The organism is Herminiimonas arsenitoxidans (genome assembly GCF_900130075.1).
In the GTDB taxonomy this organism is placed as follows: domain Bacteria; phylum Pseudomonadota; class Gammaproteobacteria; order Burkholderiales; family Burkholderiaceae_D; genus Oxalicibacterium; species Oxalicibacterium arsenitoxidans.
The window spans coordinates 739,128-758,310 of the sequence record NZ_LT671418.1 but is presented as its reverse complement, the minus strand read 5'-3'; the positions used below and the strand labels follow the sequence as shown (position 1 = coordinate 758,310).

General features: G+C 50.8%; 17 protein-coding genes. 9 read left to right on the top strand and 8 right to left on the bottom strand.

From position 1 onward, the window contains the following. Positions 1–16: 16 nt before the first annotated feature. The 4 genes from BQ6873_RS03540 to BQ6873_RS03525 all read left to right on the top strand — a co-directional run bounded on the left by BQ6873_RS03540 (position 17) and on the right by BQ6873_RS03525 (position 6,067). A complete protein-coding gene (locus tag BQ6873_RS03540; RefSeq protein ID WP_231949221.1) occupies positions 17–2,830 on the top strand; it encodes an autotransporter outer membrane beta-barrel domain-containing protein in 2,814 nt (937 codons plus the stop codon). After that, on the top strand, positions 2,830–4,941 hold the full coding sequence (locus tag BQ6873_RS03535; RefSeq protein ID WP_231949217.1) for a tetratricopeptide repeat-containing sulfotransferase family protein: 2,112 nt from the start codon (positions 2,830–2,832) through the stop codon (positions 4,939–4,941). Before BQ6873_RS03540 ends, BQ6873_RS03535 begins: the two co-directional genes overlap by 1 nt. Then, positions 4,934–5,533, top strand: a complete 600-nt coding sequence (gene cysC, locus BQ6873_RS03530) for an adenylyl-sulfate kinase (protein ID WP_076591418.1) — start codon at positions 4,934–4,936, stop codon at positions 5,531–5,533. Before BQ6873_RS03535 ends, cysC begins: the two co-directional genes overlap by 8 nt. A 99-nt stretch (positions 5,534–5,632) precedes the next feature. Then, on the top strand, positions 5,633–6,067 hold the full coding sequence (locus tag BQ6873_RS03525) for a YybH family protein (RefSeq protein ID WP_076591417.1): 435 nt from the start codon (positions 5,633–5,635) through the stop codon (positions 6,065–6,067). 28 nt (positions 6,068–6,095) lie between these two features. Here the strand turns inward: BQ6873_RS03525 and BQ6873_RS03520 are convergent, their stop codons facing one another. From BQ6873_RS03520 to fdxA, 6 genes are all read right to left on the bottom strand, one after another. Further along, positions 6,096–6,503 carry a lysozyme inhibitor LprI family protein gene (locus BQ6873_RS03520; protein WP_076593917.1) on the bottom strand — a complete coding sequence of 136 codons (408 nt, stop codon included), beginning with the start codon at positions 6,501–6,503 and terminating at the stop codon, positions 6,096–6,098. Between the two features lie 116 nt (positions 6,504–6,619). After that, positions 6,620–7,381 (bottom strand): ABC transporter permease, encoded by a 762-nt coding sequence (locus BQ6873_RS03515; RefSeq protein WP_076591416.1) that lies wholly within the window; start codon positions 7,379–7,381, stop codon positions 6,620–6,622. Between the two features lie 10 nt (positions 7,382–7,391). Next, positions 7,392–8,318 carry an ABC transporter ATP-binding protein gene (locus tag BQ6873_RS03510; protein WP_076591415.1) on the bottom strand — a complete coding sequence of 309 codons (927 nt, stop codon included), beginning with the start codon at positions 8,316–8,318 and terminating at the stop codon, positions 7,392–7,394. Between the two features lie 90 nt (positions 8,319–8,408). Beyond that, on the bottom strand, positions 8,409–9,068 hold the full coding sequence (locus BQ6873_RS03505; protein ID WP_076591414.1) for an NAD-dependent epimerase/dehydratase family protein: 660 nt from the start codon (positions 9,066–9,068) through the stop codon (positions 8,409–8,411). 173 nt (positions 9,069–9,241) lie between these two features. Then, positions 9,242–10,000 (bottom strand): fumarate/nitrate reduction transcriptional regulator Fnr, encoded by a 759-nt coding sequence (gene fnr, locus BQ6873_RS03500; RefSeq protein ID WP_076591413.1) that lies wholly within the window; start codon positions 9,998–10,000, stop codon positions 9,242–9,244. Between the two features lie 86 nt (positions 10,001–10,086). Beyond that, positions 10,087–10,431 (bottom strand): ferredoxin FdxA, encoded by a 345-nt coding sequence (gene fdxA, locus BQ6873_RS03495; protein WP_076593916.1) that lies wholly within the window; start codon positions 10,429–10,431, stop codon positions 10,087–10,089. Positions 10,432–10,949: 518 nt separating this feature from the next. Between fdxA and BQ6873_RS03490 the strand changes: the two genes are divergently transcribed. From BQ6873_RS03490 to BQ6873_RS03475, 4 genes are all read left to right on the top strand, one after another. Continuing rightward, positions 10,950–12,683: an ABC transporter permease gene (locus BQ6873_RS03490; protein ID WP_076591412.1), complete on the top strand. Its 1,734-nt coding sequence runs from the start codon at positions 10,950–10,952 to the stop codon at positions 12,681–12,683. 10 nt (positions 12,684–12,693) lie between these two features. Continuing rightward, positions 12,694–13,995, top strand: a complete 1,302-nt coding sequence (locus BQ6873_RS03485; RefSeq protein WP_076591411.1) for an ABC transporter ATP-binding protein — start codon at positions 12,694–12,696, stop codon at positions 13,993–13,995. Positions 13,996–14,113: 118 nt separating this feature from the next. Then, positions 14,114–14,929 carry a DODA-type extradiol aromatic ring-opening family dioxygenase gene (locus BQ6873_RS03480; RefSeq protein ID WP_076593915.1) on the top strand — a complete coding sequence of 272 codons (816 nt, stop codon included), beginning with the start codon at positions 14,114–14,116 and terminating at the stop codon, positions 14,927–14,929. A gap of 105 nt (positions 14,930–15,034) precedes the next feature. Then, the gene (locus tag BQ6873_RS03475) at positions 15,035–16,246 is read left to right on the top strand and encodes a hypothetical protein (protein ID WP_157889111.1); all 1,212 of its coding nucleotides are present in this window, start codon (positions 15,035–15,037) and stop codon (positions 16,244–16,246) included. Positions 16,247–16,276: 30 nt separating this feature from the next. Here the strand turns inward: BQ6873_RS03475 and BQ6873_RS03470 are convergent, their stop codons facing one another. Further along, complete coding sequence (locus BQ6873_RS03470) at positions 16,277–16,645, bottom strand: DUF1304 domain-containing protein (protein ID WP_076591409.1); 369 nt, start codon at positions 16,643–16,645, stop codon at positions 16,277–16,279. Positions 16,646–16,755: 110 nt separating this feature from the next. Beyond that, positions 16,756–18,399 carry a hypothetical protein gene (locus tag BQ6873_RS03465; RefSeq protein WP_076591408.1) on the bottom strand — a complete coding sequence of 548 codons (1,644 nt, stop codon included), beginning with the start codon at positions 18,397–18,399 and terminating at the stop codon, positions 16,756–16,758. A gap of 423 nt (positions 18,400–18,822) precedes the next feature. Here BQ6873_RS03465 and BQ6873_RS03460 point away from each other — a divergent pair, with 423 nt between their 5' ends. Next, a complete protein-coding gene (locus BQ6873_RS03460; protein ID WP_076591407.1) occupies positions 18,823–19,065 on the top strand; it encodes a hypothetical protein in 243 nt (80 codons plus the stop codon). Positions 19,066–19,183: the final 118 nt, after the last annotated feature.

Genomic DNA, 19,183 nt, shown 5'->3' with positions numbered 1-19,183 from the left:
TTCAGCAAGGTTATATATGAGTCAAATCATTCTCCGCGATTGCACCAGTCAATTTTTGCCAGATAAGAAACGTGCGCGACATCGTACGTTTGCCGGCGTATGGAAACTGAAACCATTAAGTCTTGCCGTCACGGCCGCCTTGTCCATGATGGCAGCGCCGTCAGCGCAAGCGGATGCGCCGATTACGGGTTCGATCTCGGGGACGTACACATGGTCTGGCGGTGATCTGGCGATTAATCCCGGCGTTGCCATTAGTGGCGGAAGTACAGGCGTGATTGCCGGAGGCTCATCGCTTGGAACCTTGAGCAATAGCGGGCAACTCAGCGGAAGCTGGTTCGGTGTCTATGTCGATGGAAATGCGATAGAAGAAATAAACAATACCAGCAGTGGTTCCATTAACGGCAGCACGCATGGTATCGGCATTTATTCCAGTTCTAGCCTTGTTAGAACGCTGACGAACAGTGGAACAATAGGCACCATCGCGAATGGCTTCAATGGCATCTATAACGAAGGAACCATCAATACCCTGATCAATAACAGCGGCGCTGTCATTTCTGGCGGGAGCCTAAATGCAGCCATCTATAACTCGCGCACTATAGGAACAATAAGCAATAGCGGTCTTATTAGTGGCGGGACGAGTAGTCTGGGTGCGACCAGCTACTATAGTAATGGTATCGATAATCATCGGACGATTAATGTCATCAACAACAATAGCGGCGGAACCATTTACGGTCAATTCAACGGCGTCTACAACTATAGGGCATCGAGTACTGCGGTCATCACAGAACTGAATAATAGCGGCTTGATCGATGGTGGCGTTGCTGGTGTATATAACGATGATGGAGGGAAAATCACGACGCTGAATAATCGTATCGATGGGACGATCAGCGGTGGCTTGATCAACCAGAACATCATCACCACACTGAACAATGCCGGTACCATCACCGATCTAAGCACTGCTGTTACCAGTGTGAATGGTGGTGCCTATACGAACGGCATCACTGCCATCCATAATGTAAAGGGAACGATAGGGACTTTGAATAACAGCGGCATGATCAGTGCGATCAATGCGATTGTTATCGACAGCAATGCGACTATCACGACGCTCATCAATTCTGGAACGATAGCCGGCAACATCATCAACAATTCAACGCGAGCGCAAACTATCTCCGGCGGTACGGGTTCTGTTTTCGGTACATTAACCGGCCTCAATGGCGCCATCGGTCTGATTAGCAATACACACTCCAATTGGGTATTTGGCGGGGGCAATCTGCTGTTGAATGACAACATTAATGTTGGTACCAATAAGGTCATCAATTCGGCCGGTGTGTTGCAACTCAATAATCAGATCAACATTACTGGCAATTACCAGCAAAGCGCGGCGGCAACATTGAATATTGGTGTGGGCAGCAATGCGATTGCCAATGGCGCTATCAGCGACAGCGGTTACGGGCGGCTGATTGTTTCCGGTGCTGCCGTCATTGATGCCGGCTCAAGCGTGGATTTGAAAAAGAACGGCAGCTATCGATTCGCCAACGGCCAGCGCTATCTGGTTATTCAAGCTGCTAATGCCGGTAGCAATTACAACGAAAGCACATTGCAATATCAGGCAGACGGTTACAGAGGAAATATCACCGGCAGCACTATTGTCGATGGCAGTAATCTTGGTTTGCTACTGACGCTGGACGGTGAAGTCATCAATCCAGCCAACAATGCAAATGCACGATCATCACTAGAAGGTTTGTTCAAGTACACCGGAACTGATGCTGGCTTGATGAATTTGTTTAATGCAGGTGCGGCGCTTGATACACCAGAGGATGCCAATCGTGCAGGTTCGCAATTGGATCCGTCGGCGATGGCTGCCGGCGTTGCAGGTTCATCTACAACGGTTTCTCGCCAAGTCAGCGCCATCGCATTCGATCACTTGAACAACACTGCATCCGCGCCAACTGGTGGCAGTGGTTTATCCAGTGGTGATGGCAGCAGCGAGAGTGCGGCTTGGGGGCAAGCCTTTGGCGGTCGCGCATCGGACAAGGGACGCGATGGCATCTCCGGTTATCACGCCAGCTACAGCGGCTTGCTGCTCGGCGTAGACACAGCGCTAAACGATCAATGGCGCGTTGGCGGTCTGTTTAGTTATGCCACCACGTCGCTATCTAACGATGGCAATAACACTGGCAGTTATGCCAAGGTCGATTTCTACGGTTTGACCGCTTACGCCGGTTACACAAGCAAGCCGTGGTATCTAAACATGTCTATTGGCGCGATGCGCAACGATGTAAATGCACATCGTGCGATTAACTTTGCCGGTTTCAATGGCATTGCCAACAGCAGCTATAAGGGCATGCAGTACATCGCTGCGGTACAGGCGGGTTATCCGTTCAATGTGAACGATATGATCGTCACGCCGCTTGCGGGCCTCACATACAGTAGCTTGCGCATGGATGGCTATACGGAGACCGGTGGCAACGGCGCGGCTTTGCGTGTCGATGGCACGGATACGCATTCGCTGAAAAGTGATCTGGGTGCCAAGCTGGAGCGCACATACAAAACCTCATACGGTTTGCTGAAGCCGACGGTGCAACTAGTTTGGCGACATGAATACAGCGACACGCGTTTGCAATCGGTTGCCAACTTCGCGGCCGATACTTCTGGTGCGACGACCTTCGTGACCACAGGAGCAAAGCCAGTTTCGGATACTGCTGTGTTGTCTTTGGGGCTGACGCTGCTGCGCAATGACAATTTGACGTTATCGACCAACTACACGCTGGAGTCCGGCGGCGCTTATACCTCTCAGACGGGCAGTCTGATCGCGCGCTGGAGATTTTGATGCCTTCGATGACCGGCTTCGGGAAAAACTTTCCTCATACTTCGCAGTTGAGTATTCCAGAAGCCTTGAATCGTGCCTATGCGCATTGGAATGACGGGCAGGCTGCTGAGGCAGAAAAACTATGCCAATACGTGTTGTTGGCATGGCCTTATCAGACCGATGCCATGCATTTGCTGGGACTGATTGCACATGCCTACGGTCATCTGGATATGGCTGTTAGCCATCTGCGTCAGGCTTGCACGGCACAAACTGCTCCGGCGGTTTATTTCAGCAACTTTGCCGAAATTTGTCGTCAAAAAGGTCTGCTGGCAGAAGCGGAGCAGGCCGCACAACAGGCGATCAAACTCAATCCTAATCTGGTCGATGCATGGAATAACCTGGGTATCATTCTGCAGGAAAGCGGCAAGCTAGATGCCAGTCTCGAATGCTTGCAGCGCGTCGTCAATCTGACACCGGACGAAGCCACCGCACACAACAATCTGGCAAATACCTATCGACGCTTAAACCGTCTGGAACGCGCCGAAGAGCACTATAAAAAAGCACTGGAGCTCAAGCCTAACTATGCTGAAGCACATAGCAATATGGCTTTTTTACTGAATAGTCAGGGACAGTTCGATCAGGCTGCTGCTGCCGCACGCCAAGCGATAGAGATCAACCCGCAACTGGTCGATGCCTATCTGAATCTGGCTGATGTGGAAACTACACGTTTGCGTCATGCCGAGGCATTTCGCTCGCTGGATGCCTTGATCGCATTCGCACCGCAGCACGTAGCCGCATTAACGGCGCGCGCACAGCTTTTGAAAAAGATGGAGCGCAATGAGGATGCGCTGATCTGTGCACGGCAAGCATTGGCGCTGGCTCCCGATAACGCTAATGCGCACAACACATTGGGACTGGTATTGCAGGCATTGGGTCTACATGAGGAAGCACTGGCAGCATTTGATCAGGCTGCGGTGTTGCCGGGTTCGGTTAAGGAAGAGGCATTGGTTAGTCGTGCTTCGCTGTTCATGGAAAGCGGTCGTGTGGAAGATGCGATTGCTGCTTTCGATCAGACCTTGCTCGCGTTCCCAGGCTCAATACGCGTCATGACCAATCGCAACGATACCAAAATATATCTATCCAACGACCCGGATATTGCAACGATGGAAGCGTCGTTAGTACAAGCCGATAGTCTGTCCCTGATGGATCGTATGGCTGTGCATTTTGCGCTCGGCAAGGCATATCTCGATACGCGCAATTCGGCGCGAGCCTTTTATCATCTGGATGCAGGCAATCGTTTGAAGCGGTCCACGTTCAATTACGACGCTGCCGTCACAAAGCTATGGATGGAGCGCATTGCGGCTACCTTTAATGCAGATTTGCTGGCTCAGCACACTGGCGTAGATGTGTCATCTGAATTGCCAGTATTTATTATCGGCATGCCACGTTCTGGTACGACTTTGGTCGAGCAAATACTTGCTTCACATCCGCATATACATGGTGCGGGCGAGTTGAGTGCTTTGCGTTTGGCGATTGAGAAAGCAGGTACTTTTCCGGAAAGCGTCGCGAATCCGTCATCAGATGTTTTGGCGCAGATCGGCCACGATTATCTGGCGCACATTACACAGCTGGCAAACGGCAAAAAGCGTCTGGTCGACAAGATGCCGTCCAATTTCTTTTATGCCGGTTTGATCCCGCTGATCTTGCCGGGTGCACGCATTATCCATTGCCGACGTGATCCAGTTGATACTTGTCTGTCGTGCTACAGCAAACACTTCACGGGTGAACAGTTGTTCAGTTACGACCAGACGGAATTGGGGCAATTCCATCTTGCGTATCAAGCGCTGATGGATCACTGGCGTCAGGTGCTGCCAGACGATAGATTCATAGAAGTGGATTACGAAGCAGTAGTAGATGATCTGGAAGGTGAGGCCAAGCGCTTGATTGATTTTGTCGGCATGCCGTGGGATGAAGCATGTCTAGACTTTCACAAAACCCGTCGTGTGGTTCGTACTGCCAGCGTTAATCAAGTGCGCCAACCTATCTATAAAACATCAAAGGGGCGCTGGAAAAGAAATGCCGCTCACCTTGCGCCATTATTGGCAGCATTGAAAATAGAACACAGTGAATAAACTCACGACAGTCGCGCATACGCTTACCGCAGCAGACCGCCAGGCGCATTACGGTCATGCAGGTGCGGTGCTATGGCTGACCGGCTTGTCTGGCGCAGGCAAGTCCAGTCTGGCTATGAATCTTGAACATGCGCTGACCAAGCTCGGTTATTCCTGTTATGTGCTTGATGGCGACAATGTACGCAGAGGCTTGAATGCCAACCTTGGCTTTAGTCACGAAGGTAGAACGGAAAATATCCGGCGTGTGGGTGAAGTTGCTTCCTTGTTTGCTGATGCGGGTCTGATTTGTATCGCAGCTTTCATCTCACCATATCGCGCAGATCGTGCGCGTGCCCGTGCGTGTTGTCGTCAGACTTTCCATGAAATTCATGTCGCAGCTGATCTTGCTACTTGCGAAACGCGCGATCCCAAAGGTCTCTACAAGGAAGCACGAGCAGGGCAGATACAGGAATTCACCGGCATCAGCGCGCCGTATGAAGCGCCGGAACAGGCAGAATGCGTCGTCAACAGCGCCAGTGAGACGTTGGCTGTAAGCACCGAAAAACTAATCTTCTATGTACTTGCGAACTTGCCGCTGACACGTAACGCTTGATTCGAATAGCGTCTATCGCCATCATTCGTGGCAAAATTGATTCGGATAGACATTCAGTCTTCCTTCAGATGTCTGAAGACAATTATTCCGAGAGCGATCATGGCTAGTAAAGACATCGAGATACAACTGAGCGAGCGTGCACGACTACCGGACGATTGCAGTCGCATTCTGGTTGCCGCGCTGGAATCAGGCGATATAGAAATATCGGTCGCTTTGTATGAGCCAACTGCGGTTCTGTTTTCAAAATCAGGCAGGACGATGACAGGACTGGATGCGATCCGTCAAAACAATGCATCGTTGATCGCCTTGAAACCCACGTTCGCTATCGATTTCATCAAGTCCACAATCAGTGGCGACGGTACGCTTGCGACCAATCGCATGAAGGCGAATCTGTCGTGGAAAGATGCGGAAGGGAAGTTGGTGCATGCCAGCGTTGATACGCTAGAGGTATTGCGCAAGCAGGAAGATGGATCGTGGCGTTACATCATCGACGATCCGTATGGCAGCATGCGCGCGAATTTGAACGAACGTTAATTCGTTCAAATTCGTACTTATGCAGTGCTTAGGATTTGGCTTTGCTTCGACGGCTGAGGAAGCGCTCCAGATCGGACGTGCGCTGTTCCGTATGCAAACGCATGCAGCTGAAGAACTCAATGTCCTTCATGATGCTGCCTTTGTTATAGATGCTGATGGTCTTGCAATCTTGTTCAACAAAAGCAGTCCATTCCTTTTGCGCGACGCGTAATTGCTTTTTAGTCGCTACGTAAGGAATGCCTTCCTGATCCTGATTTGGGATTTGTTTCAGCAAGGCTTTGTAGGTGACATCCAGCTTGTCGTGCGCCTTTTTGTATTCTTCTTTTGCGCAGCTATTCATTTCCTGCGGCGACCCTTTGGACAGACAGAGATCAACCTGTTGTGCAAAAGCGCTGATCGGAAGCAAGGTCAAAAAAGCCAGTGTGATTTTATTCATCATATCCCTGTCAAAAAATTAATAAGCACATGCGTCTTCAGCAAGACTAGCAGCATACGGCAGCAGCTTGCTTCATATTTTGATTAACGTCAATAAACTGTCTGCTAGACGCCTATCTAGGTTTTCAGTCGATATCCAGTCTTGAAGATGTACCAGACGGCGACCAGACATGCGCTCAGGAAGACCAAGGTCATGACGATACTGACGAGAACGCTGACGTCAGAGACGCCATAAAAGCTCCAGCGGAAGCCGCTGATCAGATACACGACTGGATTTGCCAGTGCGATCTTTTGCCATACTGCTGGCAACATGCTGATCGAATAAAAGCTGCCACCAAGGAAAGCCAGTGGAGTCACGATCAGCATAGGAATGATTTGCAGCTTCTCGAAGCCAGTCGCCCAGATGCCGATGATGAAACCAAACAGGCTGAAGGTGACTGCCGTCAGAATCAGAAAAGTCAGCATCCACAACGGATGTGCAATTTCAAACGTGACGAAGAGCCGTGCCGTTGCCAGTATCAAGACGCCGAGAATAATGGATTTGGTCGCGGCTGCACCTACATAGCCGATCACGATTTCCACATAAGACACCGGTGCGGAGAGTATCTCGTAGATCGTGCCGGCGTATTTCGGCATGAAGATGCCGAAGGACGCATTCGAAATACTCTCTGTCATCAACGCCATCATGATCAAGCCGGGCACGATGAAGGCGCCATAGCTGACACCGTTGACCTCGACCATGCGTGAACCGATGGCTGCACCAAACACGACGAAGTAGAGCGAGGTGGAAATAACCGGCGATGCAATGCTTTGCATCAGTGTGCGCCAGGTACGCGCCAGTTCGAATTTATAAATAGCGCGGATTGCGTATATGTTCATAGTTATCTTCTCAATCTTTGCTGTGCACTAGGCTGACAAAAATCTCTTCCAGTGAGCTTTGACTCGATTGCAAATCCTTGAAGTCGATATTGTGTTCACTCAGTTTTTTCAAGAGTTCGGCGATGCCGGTTTGCTCGCTTTGGGCATCGAAGGTATAGGTCAGCTCGTTACCATCTGTTGAAAGTTCGAGTTGTAAATGAGAAAGCTCGGCAGGGATGATTTGCAAAGGATGTTGCAAATGCAGGCGTAATTGCTTCTTGCCCAGCTTGGCCATCAAGGCTGCCTTGTCTTCGACCAAAATCAGTTCGCCTTTGCGAATGACGCCGATACGGTCGGCCATCTCTTCGGCTTCTTCAATATAGTGTGTAGTCAAGATGATAGTCACGCCGCTCTCACGCAGGCCGCGCACCATTTCCCACATATCGCGACGCAGTTCCACATCGACGCCGGCAGTCGGTTCATCGAGGAAGAGTATCTGTGGCTCGTGCGAGAGTGCCTTGGCGATCATCACGCGTCGTTTCATACCGCCGGACAAGGCAAAGATCTTGGAATCCTTCTTTTCCCACAGCGAAAGAGAGCGCAAGATTTTTTCGACGTACGCATGATCTTTCGGCTTGCCGAATATGCCGCGACTGAAATTGACTGTGGCCCATACCGTTTCAAATGCGTCGGTCGATAGCTCTTGTGGTACCAGCCCGATCTTGGTACGTGCAGCGCGATAGTCGGTCACGATATTGTGACCATCGGCCAGTACAGTACCTTCACTCGGATTGACGATGCCACAGATGATGCTGATCAATGTGGTTTTGCCCGCACCGTTCGGTCCGAGCAGGGCGAAAATTTCGCCGCGACGGATATCGAGATCGATGCCTTTGAGCGCCTGAAAGCCTGACGCATATTGCTTGGTCAGGCCCTTGACGGAAATAATCGATTGCAAACTGCCTCCGTAATAGATGGATGATGCCAACTCGCGTAGCTTGCGAGTGACTGTCAGTTTTTTAGTATGCAGAAATACTGCAGATACGCATTATCGCAGCGTAGCGATATCCTTGCTTTCCAGTACATGTTTATCAGCGCCATGCCTGGCGACAGCCAGCATGGCCTTGCCCAAGGCTTCGGTAGTGGTGATCTGCGTGGGGAATATGGCGCGAAGAATCGGGAATAGTGGTGCTGATAAGGCGTAAAGCAGACGATAAGACCTGGTTTTTGATTTTATGCCGTGTAATGGCTGTATCACACCGGGACGGAACATATAAGCGTTGAAGGGCAGACGCAGCAAGGCATTCTCGGTTTTTCCCTTTACGCGTGCCCACATTACGGATCCCTGTTCCGAGCTATCGGTACTGGCACCGGATACATAGATGAATGTCATATTCGGATTGAGTCTGGCCAATGTTGTGGCTGCCGCCAGCGTCATGTCGTAACTGATGCGAGTGTAGTCGGCCTCCGTCATGCCAACGGATGAAATGCCGAGACAGAAAAAGCAGGCATCGATATCGCGCAACTCATCTTCGATGGCCGCGTAATCAAGCAAATCAGAGTGTACGATTTCACGCAATTTGGAATGCTGCTGGCCAGTGCTGCTGCGACCTATGGTTTTTACCAGTGTGACATCTGGATCGAGCAGGCATTCGCGCAATACGCCTTGGCCAACCATACCAGTCGCACCGAATATCAATATATTCATTTCATCCTCTTCGGTAAGCCCAACGTTAAACGCGCGAGTGCATCGTGCATGCGATCACTGAATAGCCAACGCATGAATGGCGTTAGCTTCGTTACTCCAATTTCTTATTCAAATTGATATGTAAGAACGTGTGCTCAAGGTCGGGGCGCCTTGAATAAAATCAATACCTGGATTTAACGGCAGCTGGCATTACCGGCAGCCATTTCTTTCAAAATAGCGGGAGCCAGCAGTTCTATCTCGCGATTGCTCACTTTCAGCAAGCCTTCTTTCTTGAACTTGGAGAGCAAGCGGCTGATGCTTTCTATCGTCAAGCCGAGATAGTTGCCTATATCTTCACGCGACATGCGCAACTGGAAGTTGGTCGAGGAGTAGCCGCGTGCCATATAACGCGAAGCCAGATTCAGCAAAAAGGCCGCAAAGCGTTGTTCTGCGCGCATGTTGCCGAGCAGCAGCATGACGCTTTGCTCACGCGTGATTTCCTGGCTCATCATGCGATGGAAGTGACGCAGCAGTGTTGGCATGGTGCTGAACAACTCTTCCAGTCGTGGAAATGGGATTTCGCAGACTTCACTATCTTCCAACGCAATCGCATCACAGTGATGGAGGTCGGTACTGATGGCATCCATGCCGAGCAATTCGCCGGTCATCTGGAAACCGGTAATCTGCTGTTCGCCACCAGCGTTGATCTGGCAGGTTTTGAAGTGACCAACGCGCACCGCATACAAGTTAACAAAGGGATCACCCATGCGATACAGATATTCATCGCGTGACACTTTGCGCCGGCGGCCGATGATTTGATCCAGGCGCTCCATATCGTTTTCGCCCAGGCCCATAGGCAGACACAACTGATGCATGCTGCAAGTGGAGCAACTGGCGCGCAAGGCGTTGACGTTCAATGCTGCATCAACGGTAGAGGAGGAAGGCTGGCTCATATTCTTTGCTTAGTCGAACCGCGATGCGGTATGGGTGCGGTGACTGGTTTAACGGTGAGAGGCTCAGTCTTGAAGACTGAGGCGACTCATGTGATCTTGTCATCAATCTGTAACAAGGGCAACTTATCCTTACGCTGCGCCCATTTTTCATGTTCAGGCATAGGCGTCTTGGCCTGGCTGATGCGTTTCCAGTCAGGGCGCATGGATAACTCACGATTCAATGCGACGAAATGCTGTTGTTCGGGCGAGATTTCAGCCGCGTTAACGATGGCATTGACGGGGCATTCCGGTACGCATACGGAACAATCGATGCATTCATCCGGATTGATCGCAAGGAAGTTGGGGCCTTCAAAAAAACAATCCATCGGGCAAACCACAACGCAATCGGTATATTTACATTGAATACATGCTTCAGTGACGACAAACGGCATTTTCCTCGTTCCATTTTTGCGATCAGAGGCGTCATTGTAAACGCTGTCGCCGGAATTGCCTTTTTCAAGGTGCGCCGAAATGACGGCGCTCATTGCAAGATGGGGAAGCGAGTGGTAAAGTGCGTCGATTATTTTCCGATGGGGTTTTTGAATGGGCAGTTCCAGTTGTAGTTCTCATACCGATAGTATGCTGGCAAGGTAGCCCACGATTTCTCATCGCTACCTTGCCGCAATGGCGGGTAGTGGCTTTAAGGCAATCGGTCCTCGATTGTTCTTTTTCTACTCCCTTAGTTTTTAAATTGATTGCATATATCGCTCTTGCGGTGTGATCTCGTGTCCACCTGTACGAGCTTGAGTGCGTTGTATCTTGCTGATGACTCGCAAGCATGGTCTGACTGTTGACGCCGCTTAATCGCGTCTTCACACACTCGGATCAGCATGCGTATTCTTGCCGGTAAAGGTCCTATACCTTTTCCCGGTGTGCTCAGACTGGATAATCATGAATACAAGGTGTCACCATGTTTGAGTTGTTTGCCCCACGTCGGGCAGATCAGTCCTTGCTTGCGATTTCTCCAAATCGCTGGGATTGGGCATTGTTACCACTGGTGCTGGCCGTGTTTGTTGCGGTGGGCTTTGGCGCGATGCAGATGACCAGGCCATTTGTGGTCGGCGAAGTAACGCCGATCTCGCTTGATCCTTCCAATCTTCCTTATTACTTGCTGCGCACGATTTTGCGTATGTTCATCGCGCTGGCTTTTGCGTTGCTATTCAGCTTTATCTTCGCTGCAATTGCGGCCAAATATCGCGCTGCCGAAAAGGTCATGATACCGATGCTGGATATCCTGCAATCGGTGCCGATTCTTGGCTTTCAGGCGATTGCGATTGCGCCGTTCATTGCATTCTTCCCGGGTAACCTGCTGGGCGTTGAGTGCGCGGCGATTTTTGCGATTTTTTCTTCACAGGCGTGGAATATGGCTTTCAGCCTGTATCAATCGATACGGACTGTGCCGGCTGAACTGAGCGAGGCTTCGCGCGTGTTCCGTCAATCCGGTTGGCAGCGTTTCTGGCGACTGGAATTGCCTTACGCGATGCCGGGCTTGTTGTGGAACATGATGATGTCCATGTCTGGCGGCTGGTTCTTCCTGGTGGCGGCAGAGGCGATCTCGGTCGCAGGGCAAGATATCAAGCTGCCTGGCATCGGCGCTTATATCGCAGTCGCGATCGAGGCCAAGGATCTGCATGCGATCGGTTGGGCTATTGGAGCCATGCTTGCCGGGATCGTCTTGTATGACCAATTGTTCTTCCGGCCACTGTTGGCATGGGCGGATAAATTCCGTTTTGAAGAATCGCAAGGTGAGACCGAACAGCGTTCGTGGTTATTGAATTGGGGACGCCGCAGCCGCTGGATGCGCGCATTCACGGATCGTGTCTGGACGATGTTGCGCAGCACCTTGGGCTGGTTCAGCGTGCGCTACGACGGTACAGCACCGCAAGCCAGTGCGCGTGTTATCCATCCTTTATGGTCGCGTGCATGGAGCGTAGTGATTTTGCTTGCTACCGCGCTGGCGATCTATCGACTGATTACCTTCGTACATAGTGATGTCGGTTGGCCGGAAGTTGTCCATGTTGTGTGGCTGGGCTTGATTACGTTGACGCGCGTGTTGGTGCTGATTGCCTTGGCATCGTTGATCTGGGTGCCGATTGCAGTCTGGATCGGCTTGCATCCTAAGTATTCGCAACGTGTGCAAGGTGTTGCGCAATTTCTGGCTGCGTTCCCGGTTAACTTGATGTTTCCGTTGGTCGTGTATGTGCTGCTGACGATGCAACTCAACCCCAATATCTGGCTCAGTCCTTTGATGGTGTTCGGTACGCAGTGGTACATCCTGTTCAACGTGGTAGCCGGTGCTTCGACGATACCAAATGAGTTGCGTCTGGCTTCTGACAATCTAGGTTTGAAGGGCTGGCTGAAATGGAAACGTGTCTATCTGCCAGCCGTATTCCCTAGTTATGTGACGGGCGCAATTACGGCTAGTGGTGGCTCGTGGAATGCCAGCATCGTTGCCGAGTATGTGACTTGGGGCAAAACGACACTGGTCGCCGAAGGATTAGGGAGTTACATCAAGCAAATGACTGATGCCGGCGACTTCCATCGCATTGCGCTCGGCATCGGCGTGATGTGCATATTTGTCATGTTATTAAACAGATTTTTCTGGCGCAAACTGTATTTGCTGGCAGAAGACCGTAGTCATTGAGAGGGCCGTCATGAGCCAAAATGTATTGATTGAATTGACCGGTGTGGATAAATCTTTCCAGACTGCAGACGGCACACCTTGCAGCGTGTTGGAGAAAGTGGATTTTGCATTGGCAGAAGGCGAGATCGTCGCTTTGTTAGGCAAATCCGGTTCGGGTAAATCCACCTTGTTGCGCATCATGGCGGGCTTGATTCCTGCGGATGAAGGCAGTGCAAAGTATCGTGGTCAGGAAATTTACGGCCCGGTTGCCGGTATCGCGATGGTGTTCCAGTCCTTCGCGCTATTCCCGTGGTTGACCGTGCAGCAAAACGTGGAGCTGGGTCTGGAAGCGCAAGGCGTACCACCAGATGAACGCGAGAAGCGCGCAGATGCCATGCTTGATCTGATTGGTCTGGCCGGTTTCGGCGGCGCATTGCCACGTGAATTGTCAGGCGGGATGAAGCAGCGTGTCGGTATCGCACGCGGCTTGGTCACCGGGCCGGATGTTTTGCTGATGGATGAGGCATTTTCTGCATTGGATGTGCTGACTGGCGAAACGCTGCGCGACGACATTTTGGAAATGTGGGAAGAGAAGCGCATTCCAACCAAAGGCATTTTGATCGTTTCTCACAATATTGAAGAAGCAGTCATGATGTCGGATCGCATCCTCGTTCTGTCCAGCAGCCCTGGACGCATACGCAGCGAGATCAAGATCAATCTGCCGCGACCACGCAATGTCGATTCACCTGAAGTCAGAGCCTTGATCGATGAAGTGTACGCATTGATGACGATGCGCACGCCGCAAGAAGCAACGACCGGTGCTGCACTGCATGCAAACCTCAGCTATCGTTTGCCGGAAACCGACGTCGCGCATATCGAAGGTGTGCTCGATCTATTGGCCGCGCCGCCATTCAACGGCCGTGCCGACTTGCCGGAATTGACGGAAGAAGCAAAGTTGCCGGACGAAGAATTGTTCCCGACTTACGAAGCACTCGGCCTACTGGGATTGGCGCAGGTAGAGAAGGGCGATATCACGCTGACCGCGCTGGGACATAGCTATGCGCAAGCAGCGCACATACGCAGAAAAGAAATCTTCGGCCAGCAGTTGCTGACGCACGTGCCTTTGGCCGCGCATATCCGCAATAGTCTGGAGCAGGAACCGGCAGGTTCATTGTCAGAAAAAGGCTTCCTCGATTCACTGGAAGAATTCTTGAAAGAAGAAGAAGCCAAGCGCGTGTTGGAAGTTGTCGTCGAGTGGGGCCGTTATGGTGAAGTCTATGAGTACGACTATCACACCGGACAGCTCAAATTGCCGGAAAACGAAACCGAGTAAACGTGGCTTGCAAGCGGTGCAGTGATGTCAAAAAAACCACTGTGCTGTTCGCAAGCAAGAATTTTGTAGCGGCAGCACAATAGTGTTTTGAAAAATTCAAACGCTAATGGATAGCATCATGGCCAACTCTACTCGTGTTCCCACTTTCTTCATTCCGCACGGCGGCGGCCCCTGTTTTTTCATGGACTGGCCAGGTGATCCACACATGTGGGATGGCATGGCAGATTTTCTGCGGAATATGCATACCTTCGTCGGTGAAAAGCCGAAGGCGGTACTCGTCATCTCCGGCCATTGGATGGAAGATGAATTCACCGTCATGACAGGCGCGCATCCGCCGCTGATCTATGACTATTACGGTTTTCCTCCGCACACTTATGAACTGACGTATCCGGCACCGGGTGCGCCAGCATTGGCGAAGCGCATAGTCGATCTGCTGGGTGCGGTAGATATTCCCGTCAAGACGGATGCAAAACGCGGTTTTGATCACGGCGTCTTCATCCCATTCAAGCTGATCTATCCGGATGCCGATATCCCGATAGTGCAACTCTCGATGAAAACCGATCTCGATCCAGCAGAGCATCTGCGTGCTGGCGCTGCCTTGCAGGCATTGCGTGATGAAGGCGTACTGATCGTTGGCAGCGGCATGAGCTTTCATAATATGCGTGGTTTCAGTCCGACATTTACGGAAGCATCCAAACGGTTTGATACGTGGCTGAGTGACAGCATTTCCGCACCGGCAGAAGAGCGCGATGCCTTGTTAACAGCATGGGCGGAGGCGCCTGATGCCAAGTTGACCCAACCATATCCCGATCACTTGCTGCCACTGATGGTCGCAGCTGGAGCGGCGGGTGATGATTTGGGGCGCAAGATTTTCGAAGACAAAGTGATGGAAGTTGTGGTTTCCGGTTATGTCTTTGGTGATAAAGCCGTTTGATGTTTTAGGTGTGCCAAGTTATCGCGCAGGGATGAGCATCGTTACTAGAAAAAACTGAAATGGCTTGTGCCACCTTCAGCCTATGAACTAACAACAATAAATAACATGATGATCTACAAATCTATTTGCGGTCGATTCCCTCTCATTGTTAGTTCTATGCTCATCACCTTGATATTAAGTGCGTGTGCGCATGCTCCAGCATCGGTCGCATTGGACGACGATCATCGAAAAGCAATAAAGAAAATAGCGATACTCACGATCGAGCAGCCTAAGCAGATAAAAGTAATCAGCGCATCTGGAGCGGGGGTGATAGCGAGCTCTATACCTGGATTGGGCGTGCTTGGTGCGGCATTGGTCGCAGGGACAACTGCAGCAATGGGACAAGCGGCTGACGGTACGCTGATAGGCGAAAAGCAAACAGAGTACAACGAACTGTTTGCTAAAAATTCGTATGACTTCGCGGCAAAACTCCGGAATGAATTAAAAGCACAGATGGAGTCGAAGGGCTATGAAGTTATTTTTATCGACGATCCAAAGCTGGCGATACCGAATGCTCAGGGTGAGTTCGATTTTGGAAAAAATGATATTCCTGCCGATGCAGTCTTGCATGTGAAATACACTGTATTCGGCTATATGTCGGCAGCATTCTCTACCACCTTCAAGCCACAGATATCACTCACTGCCAAGTTGATTGATGCCAAGAACAAAACTGTATTGTTCTCCATGCCAGTTCGAATTCCCGCTCCGCAAAAAAATGGTGAAGAAGTGGTGGGCTTTGATGGTTTTGAATCACTCAAGACTGAATATAGAGAGTCCTATAGTGTTTTGCTCAATTATCAGGCATTGATGGCGAAGCTATTGGCCAAGCAGCTTGCCGGAGAAAAAGACGTCGCAATTTCAATCGCGAATCAAAATGACTTCTTGGCAAAAGCGCAAAGCAAGCAAGCGCTGGTCGATGATAACGCTGAGAAGTGGAATGGTCTGATGGCATGCGACGCACGTCACGACAACATTGCACGCAGTGCATATAAAGCAAAATTTGTCATGGAAGTCAAAGGCAGCTCGGTGAATGTCCATCGGCAGTTGCCACAGGTAGCGGAAACGTTGTCCGGCCAGATCGCCGAGAACATGCTGGTCTTGCTTGGAGAGGGATATTTAACCAAGACTCCGGATAAGAAATGGCAATTCAGAATCAGCGGTGATTTTCAGCCTGACGCACCGACTTATTCCGGCAAGGGCAACATGATTGCAAACGGACATGCGATTCGCGCTTGTGAATTGACCATGACGCGCGCCGCTCTTGCACCAAATCGATAAGGCCAAGCTCGATCAATTCAATCGCTCGACTTACACCTGAGATCCAGCCAAGAGCACCAATGCTAAGGCGATTGCTCCAGGCAGCGCCTGAACAAACAGTATCTTTTTGCTTGATGTAATTGCGCCGAAGATGCCCGCTACAACAACGCAAGCCAGGAAGAAGACTTTGACTGAGTCACCCGCTGGACCAAGGCAGATGCCCCAGATGAGGCCCGCAGCCAGAAAGCCGTTGTACAGGCCTTGATTGGCCGCCAGGACTTTCGAGGCGGCTGAAAACTCTTTTGTCAGGCCAAAAGCTTTTCTGCCTTTGGGTGTGTCCCACAAAAACATTTCCAAATACAAGATATAGACGTGTAGTGCAGCCACAAGTCCTGTCGCAACGGTCGCTATGGTATGCATATCTTGGCTCCTCTTGTGTCTGCCTATAGTGCGCTGATCAATATGATGATCGCATTTGCTCAATAGTAGACCGATTGCTTACAAGCCGGGTAGCAGTGAGCGTCTCTTCGTCAAGACACGAGAAGCGCTAAGTCTTTTTCCTTTGATTGCTCTTCTAATTTCGTTGGATCCGGCTGCAAGAACACCTGATCGTTGATCGTTAATAGCGCCTGTTGTCCAAGGTAGCTATCCAGCCAGGCTTTAGCGTCCTTGCCTTGAGTGCTAGCTTTGAATAGCTCCAGAAAATCTTCTGTATGTGATGCCTGGCGTGAGGTTGTTTTGTCTTCGCTGAGCTTGCCCATCACGTATTTTTGCAGCTGTGCAGATTGGCTGGCCGACTGAATAAGTGTTGCGTTGATCGGCACTCCCTTTTCATAGCCTATGCTGGCAACGCTACTGGCCTCATCCTTTATCTGGTGATAGTAGTAGTTCTGTGACTTGAGTTCAGTTGACAGCTCCAATTTCTGATTAGCTGTCAGCGGTTCGTGATAGCTGGCCGTCAGATTCGATTCCTGCTTTTGCGTGATCGAACGGTCCAACTGATTTCGTCCCTTGATGCTGCTGTCTTGCGACAACTGATAGGCAAAGGCATCCCGTTCGCCTGGACGATACGGATTGTTTAATTCTGAATTTTGCGTGACCGATGCAGAGAAATCAGCAAGTCCGGTCAGTACGCTACGATCGAGCTGGCTGAATTGTATCGACGGCGTTGCAACTGCTTCCGCACGCTGCTGTGCCGTTAGTGCAGGGTAGTTGCTGTTGAGTCCGACAAACGCATCCTTAAATATGGTCATCAACGCAACATCGCCATGACCACGTTTTTGCGCAGCATCAAATTGTTTCAAATAATTGTCGACGGCTTTTGCCTGTTGCTTGGCGTTGCCGATGATGGTCGGATTAGTCAGATCGACATTGACCTTCATGCTGCCGATGGGGCCACTCGTACTGACGCTGCGCTGCTTGCTGTCGGCCTGGAAATCAAGGATTTGATTTTCGCCCTTAGCCGTTGTCAAGCTCGTATGCAGACTCACCGATGACAGCACGGTCGGATCGAACTGCATCAGTCCAGTGAGATTAAGCCGTGGCGGATCACTCGCAAGTCCATCGATGGCATCCTGAAATGAACCTGACAGCTTGGCCAATGCATTGCGATCGGACTCGGTGAGGGTACCGCCGGTTACTTGTACCTGCACCGCCATACCATTCTTTTGTGAGCCTAGCGTCAACTCGACTTGCGCGCCACCTACAGTCTGGATTTTCAGAGAAACCTGATTGTCGGCCCGCGTGTGCAGTTGCGAGCGCGTAATGGTTTCAAGGATTTCGCTAGGTTCGCTGTCCGGTGCGAATTGAATAATCGATTGCGAGAAATTATCGCTATCTTCGGTGCCGTTCTTGAACCGTTCCAACAACGCAGCGCCAAGATCCTTGAATCCAAACGATGACGAGCGCGAGGCAAAATTCGTCGCCATCAGCGTGCTCAATGCATCATTAGAAACGCGCTCCCATATCTGTATAGGCTTCAACACGGACAGAAGCGAGCCGCTCGGGGAATACATCTGATCAACTGCCGTCATGCCTGTTTGGCCAAGTGTGACGGAAGTTACTGATTGTGGCGTGATAGAGCTGGTCGAAGTCGTACCGGGCGACACAACGTTCTTGCTTGAGGATGGCGAGGCGGGAAGGCCTGTTGATCCCACGGTAGGTAATGTCACCATGGCAGCAATATCATCTGAATGGATTAAAAAGTGTAAGCCACGAGGAATCAACGGCGTCTCGTGGGTCAGGAAATTTGTAATGCTTGTTATTGATATAACGGCTGATTGCCGGAAATCTTTAAAGAATGGGAGAGGCGCTATTCATCTCGCTTTGAGTCATTTTTAGTTGTTTGCAACGCAATGCCCTCTAGGCTTGGAGGAATTCGTGGCGAGTCTGAGATTGGGCCTGGCACCCCAAATTCGCGAGGTAGAAGGTCTAATAAGGCTATAAGGACATTATGTCCTAGGGCTTTATGTCCAATGTTGATTGCTGTTTGCTTAATCTAGAATAAAGTGACTTCGATTGAGATGTCATGCAGCGTTTTGAGCTCGTGCTCCTCACGATAGATAGTGTCAAGTAATAGCCTGGAAATACTCAAAATCATGGATTGGACCCTTATAACCTTCGTTACGTTCAAGGCTCTCGTGCTCGGCACGGGCATGTTCTTCGCCATCAAGTGGCATTACGATCAAGGGACGAAGGAGAAGGATAGGGCGAAGGAGACGCGCGCGGTGCTACGCGCCGGCAGCAAGGTGGCCGTAGTCTTTGTGCTATCGCTCGTGGCCCTGGTGCTCGTCACCTTCGTCCTTGCCACAAAGCTTGGTTTGGACTTGAACTTCCCATGATGGCAAACGGTGCAGAAATTAGTTTCCGCTACGATGCGGAAGATCGTTCGGATTATCTGAAGCACACTGCATCGATTCGGGCGTTCTGATTAATTCGACGTGAAATGAAAAAGGCGAC

Excerpts from the sequence above, each read along its gene's own strand:
- BQ6873_RS03540 (WP_231949221.1), top strand. The coding sequence starts at position 17 with ATGAGTCAAATCATTCTCCGCGATTGCACCAGTCAATTTTTGCCAGAT.
- BQ6873_RS03535 (WP_231949217.1), top strand. The coding sequence starts at position 2,830 with ATGCCTTCGATGACCGGCTTCGGGAAAAACTTTCCTCATACTTCGCAG.
- BQ6873_RS03525 (WP_076591417.1), top strand. The coding sequence starts at position 5,633 with ATGGCTAGTAAAGACATCGAGATACAACTGAGCGAGCGTGCACGACTA.
- BQ6873_RS03520 (WP_076593917.1), bottom strand. The coding sequence starts at position 6,503 with ATGAATAAAATCACACTGGCTTTTTTGACCTTGCTTCCGATCAGCGCT.
- BQ6873_RS03515 (WP_076591416.1), bottom strand. The coding sequence starts at position 7,381 with ATGAACATATACGCAATCCGCGCTATTTATAAATTCGAACTGGCGCGT.
- BQ6873_RS03505 (WP_076591414.1), bottom strand. The coding sequence starts at position 9,068 with ATGAATATATTGATATTCGGTGCGACTGGTATGGTTGGCCAAGGCGTA.
- fnr (WP_076591413.1), bottom strand. The coding sequence starts at position 10,000 with ATGAGCCAGCCTTCCTCCTCTACCGTTGATGCAGCATTGAACGTCAAC.
- fdxA (WP_076593916.1), bottom strand. The coding sequence starts at position 10,431 with ATGCCGTTTGTCGTCACTGAAGCATGTATTCAATGTAAATATACCGAT.
- BQ6873_RS03490 (WP_076591412.1), top strand. The coding sequence starts at position 10,950 with ATGTTTGAGTTGTTTGCCCCACGTCGGGCAGATCAGTCCTTGCTTGCG.
- BQ6873_RS03485 (WP_076591411.1), top strand. The coding sequence starts at position 12,694 with ATGAGCCAAAATGTATTGATTGAATTGACCGGTGTGGATAAATCTTTC.
- BQ6873_RS03480 (WP_076593915.1), top strand. The coding sequence starts at position 14,114 with ATGGCCAACTCTACTCGTGTTCCCACTTTCTTCATTCCGCACGGCGGC.
- BQ6873_RS03475 (WP_157889111.1), top strand. The coding sequence starts at position 15,035 with ATGATGATCTACAAATCTATTTGCGGTCGATTCCCTCTCATTGTTAGT.
- BQ6873_RS03470 (WP_076591409.1), bottom strand. The coding sequence starts at position 16,645 with ATGCATACCATAGCGACCGTTGCGACAGGACTTGTGGCTGCACTACAC.
- BQ6873_RS03465 (WP_076591408.1), bottom strand. The coding sequence starts at position 18,399 with ATGGTGACATTACCTACCGTGGGATCAACAGGCCTTCCCGCCTCGCCA.
- BQ6873_RS03460 (WP_076591407.1), top strand. The coding sequence starts at position 18,823 with ATGGATTGGACCCTTATAACCTTCGTTACGTTCAAGGCTCTCGTGCTC.